The organism is Nonomuraea mesophila, from assembly GCF_004352805.1.
Taxonomy (GTDB): domain Bacteria; phylum Actinomycetota; class Actinomycetes; order Streptosporangiales; family Streptosporangiaceae; genus Nonomuraea; species Nonomuraea longispora.
Genome location: NZ_SMLD01000288.1, coordinates 1 through 6,536, shown reverse-complemented (window position 1 = coordinate 6,536; position 6,536 = coordinate 1). Strand labels below are relative to the sequence as shown.

The window sequence follows — 6,536 nt, the reverse complement described above, 5'->3', positions numbered from 1 at the left end:
GCCGAGGGGCTGACCCGGCGCCTCGGCGCCGGACACCACACCTGAAACGACGCCGCCCCACCGCCGCCCCACCGCCGGCTCGCCGGCCGGGTCAGAGGTCGCCGGAGAGGCGTTCGACGCCGCGGAGCAGGGCGGAGTGGTCGAGCGAGCCGTCGCCGGACGCGTTGGCGGCGGCCACGAGCTGGGCGACCAGCGCGCCGAGCGGCAGCACCACCCCCGCCTCGCGGGCCGCCGACGTGACGATGCCCATGTCCTTGTGGTGCAGGGCGATGCGGAAGCCCGGCTCGAACGCGTGGTCCCGCATGTTGCCGCGCTTCTGGTTCAGCACCGCCGAGCCCGCCAGGCCGCCGCCGAGCACGTCGAGCGCCGCCTCCAGGTCCACTCCGTACGCCCGCAGGAACACGACCGCCTCGGCCAGCGCCTCGATGTTCGCGGCGACGATGAGCTGGTTGGCCGCCTTGACCGTCTGGCCAGCGCCGCTCGGCCCGACGTGCACGACGGTCCTGCCCACCGCGTCGAAAATCGGCTTGGCCGCGGCGAAGGCGTCGTCGTCGCCGCCCACCATGATGGACAGAGCGGCGTTTTTGGCGCCCGCTTCCCCTCCGGAGACGGGAGCGTCGAGATAGCGCAGGCCACGGGCGGACGCCTCCGCGGCCAGCTCGCGGGTGACGTCGGGCCGGATCGACGAGAAGTCGATGATCAGCGTGCCGGGCGCGGCGTGCGCGAACACGCCGTCATCGCCGGTCAGCACGGCCTGCACGTCCGGGGAGTCGGGCACCATGAGGGCGACCACGCCGGCTCCCGTCACGGCGTCGGCGATCGAGGCGGCCGCGCGGCCGCCCGCCTCGGTCAGGGCCCTGGTCTTCTCGGGCGAGCGGTTGTAACCGGCCACGGTGTGCCCGGCCCTGACCAGGTGCACGGCCATGGGGCTGCCCATGATTCCGAGGCCGATGAAGGCGATGGTGCTCACGACGTTCCTCTCCTTTGAAGCGCTCCGCGTGTCGATCCGCCACGCTGGTCTGCCTGTCTCGCCGGCTCTCTGCCGGCGCCGGTCCTTCAGGCGGCTCGGTCGGGGCGGGGGAGCCAGTCGAAGGCGCCGGGGCCGTCGGAGCGGTATTCGAGGCCGACATATCCGTCATATCCGGCTGCGTACACGTCAGAGATCCACTGCCGGAGCGGCAGCGAGCCCTCGCCCGGCGCGCCCCTGCCCGGAGCGTCGGCGATCTGTACGTGGGCGATGCGCCCGGCGTGCCGTTCGATGGCGGCCGCCACGTCGTCGCCGTTGACGGCCAGGTGGTAGAAGTCGGCCAGCAGCCCCACGTTGGGCACGTCGCCCAGCCGGTCGAGCACGGCCACCGCGTCGGCGGCCGTCAGCAGCGGATAGCGCGGCGCGCCGCTGACCGGCTCGACGAGCACGGTGCCGTCGACTCCGCGCGCGCAGGCCGCCAGCAGCTCCACCGCCAGGTCGTCCTGCTCCTTCGGATCGGCCCCTTCGACGCGGTTGCCGTACAGCGCGTTGAACGCCCGGCAACCCAGCCGCTCGCCGATGGCCGCCACCACGGGGATGTTGTCGAGCAGTTCGCGGGAGCGCTCAGGCCACGACACCAGGCCGCGGTCGCCGGCCGCCATGTCGCCCGCGAAGAAGTTGAGGCCGGTCAGCCGCACGCCCGCGTCCTCGACGGCGCGTACGAACGCGTCCACGTCACGGTCGGCGGGCACGGCCCGCGGCCACGGCCACCAGAACTCGACCGCCGTGAATCCGTCGGCGGCCGCCGCGGCCGGGCGGTCGAGCAGGGGCAGGTCGGTGTAGAGGATCGAGCAGTTGACGGTCCAGCTGGTCACATGAGCTCCTACGCGGTGGCCTCTCCTGACCGCTCGCGGCGCAACTGGCCGAGCAGGCGGCCCTGGGCCTGGTCGAGATGGTGGGCGAGGCGCTGCTGGGCCCGCTCGGGGTCGCCGTCGCCGATCGCCTTGAGAATGTCGTCGTGCTCGTGCACCACGTTCATCGGGTGCGTGGTCCTGTGGGCCTGGAACTGGCCCATCGTCAGGTGCACCTCGCCGAGGATCACCTCGTGCATGCGTGACAACCGCCGGCTGCCCACGGCCGCGACCAGCGCGGAGTGGAAGGCGATGTCGGCCTCCACCTGGCTGGCGAAGGCCATGTCGCCGGCCGCCGCCTTCATCGCCGCCTGCGCGCGGGCGGCGCCCTGCGGCACGGTGGCGCTGCGGGCCAGCACCGCGACCGCCGCGCGTTCGACGGTCTCGCGGCTGAAGTAGAGGTCGCGGATGTCGTCCTCGTCGAGCTTGGGGACGACCGCGGTCTTGTGGGTGGTGCGGCGCAACAATCCGAGCGCGGTGAGCCGTTCCAGGCACGCCTTGGCGGTGGGTCGTGCGACGCTGTACTCGCCGGCGATGCGGATCTCGGTGAGCTTCTCCCCCGGCGCGATCTCGCCGTTGACGATGCGCTTGCGCACGGACTCGTAGAGCGCTTCCGTCAGAGACGAAGGTCCGAGAGAAAAGCTGGTCTGGCCGTCCAAAGGACCCCTCCCAAGGATCACCGAACGCAGAGCAGAATCGTCAGACAAGTATACTAGCTTCAGTACCCGGCCGCCTTGTCGACGACGTTGCGCAGCGGCTCGCCCCGGGCGAACCTCCCCACGTTGTCGAGCATGATCCGCACCCCGCGGCGGGCGGTCTCCCGCGTGGTGGCGCCGTTGTGCGGGGTGACGATGACGTTCGGCAGCGTCCAGAACGGGCTGTGCGGAGGAAGCGGCTCCACGCCGTGCGCGTCCAGCCCGGCCCCCGCGATCTCGCCCCGCCGCAGCGCGTCGAGCAGCGCGTCGTCGTCCGCGATGCCGCCGCGCGAGACGCAGACGAAGCACGCCGTACGTTTCATCGCGGCGAAGGCGGCCCGGTCGAAACGCCCCGAGGTGGCCGGCGTGAGCGGCGCCGTGACCACCACGAAGTCGCTCGTGGCCAGGAACCGGTGGAAGTCGTCCTGGCCGAACAGCTCGTCCACGCCCGGCGCGGGCACGCCGGTCCTGCGGCGCATGCCGAGCACCCGCATGTGGAACGCCTTCGCCTTGGCCGCGAGGTCGAGCCCCGCGTTGCCCAGCCCGTAGAGGCCGACGGTCGCGCCCGCCAGCTCGCCGTGCGTGTGGCGGTCCCAGCGGCGCTCCGCCTGCGCGCGCTGCCAGCGGGGGACGTCCCTGCTGAGCATGAGCATCAGCAACATCGCGTGCTCGGCCAGCGGGACCGCGCCGTTGCCCGCGGACGAGGTGAGCGTGACGTCGCTGTCGAGCAGCGCGCCCGACAACACGCCGTCCACGCCGACGGCCGGGCTGTGCACCCAGCGCAGCCTGCGCGCCCTGGCCAGCAGGGCGTCCGGCACGCGGCCGACGACGGCGTCCGCCTCCTCGATGCCCTCGGCCAGGTCCGCCCCGAACGTGACGCTCGCCCGCGGGGCCGCCTCGCGCACGCCGCGGCGCACGTCCTCGTCGTGGTCACCGGTGAACAGAATCCTCATTTGAGCCCCGTCGTGGCGATGCCGCGGATGAGCTGCTTCTGGGCGACGGCGAAGAAGATGAGCACCGGCAGCAGCGACACCAGCGACATCGCGAACAACATGCCCACGCCGCCCTGCGACTCGGAGTCGACCATGGAGTTGAGCGCCACCGGCACCGTGAACATCTTCGGCGACGTGAGATAGATCAGCGGCACGAAGAAGTCGTTCCACGTCCAGATGAACGTGAAGATCGTGGTGGTGACGAGCGCGGGCCGCATCAGCGGCAGGATCACGTACCAGAAGGTGCGGAACGGCCCCGAGCCGTCGATCCAGGCCGCGCGGTCGAGGTCGCGCGGGATGGTCCTGATGAACTGCACCATCAGATAGATGAAGAACGCGTCGGTGGCCAGGAACTTCGGCACGATCAGCGGAAAGTAGGTGTTCACCAGGTCGAGCTGCGAGAAGAAGATGTACTGCGGGATCACCAGCACGTGCATCGGCAACATCACCGACACCAGCGTGATCGCGAGATAGACGCCGCGCATCCTGAACTCCAGCCTGGCCAGCGCGAACGCCGTCAGCGAGCAGGAGAACAGGTTGCCGGCGATCGCGCCGACGGTGACGAGCAGCGAGTTGAGGAAGAAGACCGAGAAGGGGCGGTTGAGCGCGTGCCAGCCCTCGACGAAGTTGTCGAAGGTGATCTCGCTGGGGATGAGCCCGGGTTCGGTGAGGACGAGGTGGTCCGGCTTGAGCGAGCTGACGATCATCCAGACCAGCGGATAGAGCATCAGCAGCACGAACGCGCCGAGGCCGAGGTGTTTGAGCAGGTCGCGGCGGACGCGCCGCCGCGCGGCCGCCCGTGATCCGGTACGCGCGGAGTCGAGGGTCGCGGTCGTCATCAGTCGTCTCCGTAGAAGACCCAGTACTTCGACAGGACGAAGTGCACGGCCGTGATCAGGCAGATCGCGGCCATCAGCACCCACGCCAGCGCGGAGGCGTAGCCCATGTCGAAGTTCGTGAATCCCTGCTGGTAGATGTAGAGCGTGTAGAACAGCGTCGAGTTGGCCGGGCCCCCGGTGCCGCCGCTGACGACGTGGGCCTGGGTGAAGCTCTGGAAGGCGCCGATCGTCTGCAGGATCACGTTGAAGAAGACGATCGGGGTCAGCAGCGGGATCGTGACGCCGGTGAACTGCCGGACGACGCCGGCGCCGTCGACCCTGGCGGCCTCGTACAGCTCCTCGGGGATCTGGCGGAGGCCGGCGAGGAAGATGACCATCGGCGAGCCGAACGTCCACACGTTCAGCACGATGAGCGTCGACAGCGACAGGCTCGGGTTCTGCAGCCAGCTGCCCAGCTCCAGCCCGAAGAACGACAGCGCCCGGTCCATCAGGCCGTTGTCGCCGAAGACCTGCCGCCACAGGATCGCGACCGCGACGCTGGTGCCGAGCAGCGACGGGAGGTAGAAGGCGCTGCGGTAGAAGGCCAGACCGCGCAGCCCCCTGTCGAGGATGAGGGCGAGCAGCAGCGCGAAGCCGAGTTGCAGCGGGATGGAGACCAGGACGTAGACCAGCGTCACCCGCACGGCCGCCCAGAAGTACTCGTCCTCGACCATCCGCCGGAAGTTCGCAAGGCCGTTGAACTCCGGCGAGCTGAGGATGTTGTAGTCGGTGAAGGCGAGATAGAGGGAGGCGAGCAGCGGCACGGCCGTGACCAGCACGAGGCCGAGCCACCAGGGGATGAGGAAGACGTGCGCGGCGGCGCCCTGGCCGCGCGGCCTGCGTCTGGCTCGCGTGATCGGCACGAGGATCTCCTAACGCGCCCGCGTGATGCCGGCCTTGATCTCGTCCAGCAGCCGCGTGGCGCCGTCGGCGGTGCTCAGCCGGCCGAGTGAGATCTCCTCGCCGACCCTGGCCATGGCCGTACGCCAGGTGCTCGTGCCCGGGGGCGCCTCGAAGCGGGGGCGTCGCTCGGCCTCGCGGACGCGTTGCACGGCGGTGAGCATCTCCTTCTCGTCCCCGCTCGCCGTGTCGAGGGTCTGCTGGAAGACCTTGGGGTTGACCGGCGCGCCCATGGTCAGGCCGACGGTCTTCAGCATGGCCGGGTCGTTGGTGTTGTAGCTGACGAGTTTGCCGGCCGCCTCAAGGTTCCCCTCGTCGATGCCCTGATACATCGCCATCCGGGGGAAGTACAGGAATGGATGGCCGGCCTGCGCGTCCTTGGCCACCGGCATGTCGCGCAGCTTGAAGCGGTGGTCGGGGAACATCTTGGCCTCGTCGATGATGTGGTTGGAGTTGCCCACCTTGGCCAGCACCTTCTCGCCGACCAGCGCCCAGTCGGGGCCCATGCCCTCCTGCTCGCTGAGCGTCAGCACCGCTCCGGCCTTCTGCATCTTGTCCCACCAGTCGAACCAGGCGCGCACGCTGTCGGCGGTGAAGCCCGCGTTGCCGTCCTCGGTCCACAGTTGCTCGCCGCGCTGGCGCAGCCACGCCTCGAACCACATGTCGGCGTCGGCCTCGTACGGCATGCCCTTGCGCTTGCCGGAGTTGTCCTTGGAGTAGTCGATGAGGAAGGTCGCCCAGGCGTCCCAGTCGGCGTCGGCGGGCGGGAGGTCGACCTCGTCCTCCTCGACGAACGTCTCGTTGTAGCGCATGACGGGGACGAAGACGCCGAACGGCATGGTGTTGAGCTGCCCGCCCAGTTTGAACGAGTCCAGCTCCTCCTGGGAGTAGTCGGACAGGTCGAGCGTGGGGATGTCGTCGAGGCGGCGGTAGAGGTTGCTCATGTTGTAGGTGAGCACCTGCGCCGAGGCGATCCAGAAGATGTCGGCGACGTCGCGGGCCGCCATCTGCGTCGTCATGCGCTCCTGGAAGGCGGAGTACTCGGCGAACTCCGGCTCGACCTGGATGCCCGGGTTCTTGCCGGAGAACTCCTTGAGGGCCTTGGTGTAGTTCTGCTGCCGGATGGTGTTGCCCCACCAGGCGTATCTCAACGTGGTGCCGCCGCCCCCGGAGTCCCCGCCGCATGCCGCGAG

7 protein-coding genes are annotated in these 6,536 nt (G+C 69.9%); all 7 read right to left on the bottom strand.

What is annotated here, in order from left to right:
- Nucleotides 1-91: 91 nt before the first annotated feature.
- Nucleotides 92-970: a 2-hydroxy-3-oxopropionate reductase gene (locus E1295_RS46495; protein ID WP_132641564.1), complete on the bottom strand. Its 879-nt coding sequence runs from the start codon at nucleotides 968-970 to the stop codon at nucleotides 92-94.
- A gap of 86 nt (nucleotides 971-1,056) precedes the next feature.
- Complete coding sequence (locus E1295_RS46490; protein WP_132641562.1) at nucleotides 1,057-1,842, bottom strand: hydroxypyruvate isomerase family protein; 786 nt, start codon at nucleotides 1,840-1,842, stop codon at nucleotides 1,057-1,059.
- 8 nt (nucleotides 1,843-1,850) lie between these two features.
- Complete coding sequence (locus E1295_RS46485; RefSeq protein ID WP_281284817.1) at nucleotides 1,851-2,558, bottom strand: GntR family transcriptional regulator; 708 nt, start codon at nucleotides 2,556-2,558, stop codon at nucleotides 1,851-1,853.
- Nucleotides 2,559-2,596: 38 nt separating this feature from the next.
- The gene (locus tag E1295_RS46480) at nucleotides 2,597-3,526 is read right to left on the bottom strand and encodes a D-2-hydroxyacid dehydrogenase (RefSeq protein WP_132641558.1); all 930 of its coding nucleotides are present in this window, start codon (nucleotides 3,524-3,526) and stop codon (nucleotides 2,597-2,599) included.
- A complete protein-coding gene (locus E1295_RS46475; RefSeq protein WP_132641556.1) occupies nucleotides 3,523-4,404 on the bottom strand; it encodes a carbohydrate ABC transporter permease in 882 nt (293 codons plus the stop codon). Before E1295_RS46475 ends, E1295_RS46480 begins: the two co-directional genes overlap by 4 nt.
- Nucleotides 4,404-5,306: a carbohydrate ABC transporter permease gene (locus E1295_RS46470; RefSeq protein ID WP_246081216.1), complete on the bottom strand. Its 903-nt coding sequence runs from the start codon at nucleotides 5,304-5,306 to the stop codon at nucleotides 4,404-4,406. The genes E1295_RS46475 and E1295_RS46470 overlap by 1 nt, the downstream gene beginning before the upstream one ends.
- Nucleotides 5,307-5,315: 9 nt before the next feature.
- Nucleotides 5,316-6,536: ABC transporter substrate-binding protein (locus E1295_RS46465; RefSeq protein ID WP_132641552.1), on the bottom strand; the 1,221-nt coding region annotated here is incomplete at its 5' end.